Raw genomic sequence first — 989 nt, 5'->3', positions numbered from 1 at the left:
GCTGTAATTGTTGGTGCATTCGGTATACCACCTGTTGTAATTTGAATGCTGTTACTAGCCACACTCGTCCCACAACTCGTCGTACAAGTAGCTGTATAAACGCCTGATTGATTTACCAATGTAGGATTAGCACTAGTTAATAAATTTCCATTTAATAACCATTTCACTGTACCACTGCAATTGGCCGCTGTTAAAGTTGCCGACTCACCAGCACACAAGCTCGTCTTGTCTGCCGTAATCGTTGGTGCATTTGGTATACCTCCAGTACTGATTTGAATACTGTTAGAAGCCACACTTGTCCCACAACTTGTCGTACAAGTAGCTGTATATACGCCTGACTGCGTCACCACCGCTGGATTTGAATAAGTCACTGACTGACCATCTTTACGCCAGCTTAAAGTACCACTACAATTCGCCGCTGTTAAAGTTGCCGACTCACCAGCACACAAGCTCGTCTTGTCTGCCGTAATTGTTGGTGCATTTGGTATACCACCTGTTGTAATTTGAATACTGTTAGAAGCCACACTTGTGCCACAACTTGTCGTACAAGTAGCTGTATAAACGCCTGATTGCGTCACCACCGCCGGATTTGAATAAGTCACTGATTGACCATCTTTACGCCAGCTTAAGGTCCCACTGCAATTGGCCGCTGTTAATGTAGCCGACTCTCCATCACACAAGCTCGTCTTATCAGCTGTAATCGTCGGTGCATTTGGTATACTTCCAGTACTGATTTGAATACTGTTAGAAGCCACACTCGTCCCACAACTAGTCGTACAAGTAGCCGTATAAACGCCTGACTGAGTCACCACCGCTGGATTCGAATAAGTCACTGACTGACCATCCTTACGCCAGCTTAATGTTCCACTACAATTCGCTGCTGTTAAAGTAGCAAAATCGCCAGCACACAAGCTCGTCTTGTCGGCTGTAATTGTTGGTGCATTCGGTATACCACCTGTTGTAATTTGAATGCTGTTACTAGCCACACT

At 45.1% G+C, this 989-nt stretch carries 1 protein-coding gene; it reads right to left on the bottom strand.

Going from position 1 to position 989, the window contains the following annotated elements:
- A partial coding sequence (locus WAA15_RS24465; protein ID WP_337045476.1) for a hypothetical protein occupies positions 1–989 on the bottom strand: 989 nt, incomplete at both ends.

Source organism: Emticicia sp. 17c (assembly GCF_037153985.1).
In the GTDB taxonomy this organism is placed as follows: domain Bacteria; phylum Bacteroidota; class Bacteroidia; order Cytophagales; family Spirosomataceae; genus Emticicia.
The sequence above is the reverse complement of the archived record's forward strand: the minus strand, read 5'-3'. Positions and strand labels throughout refer to the sequence as shown.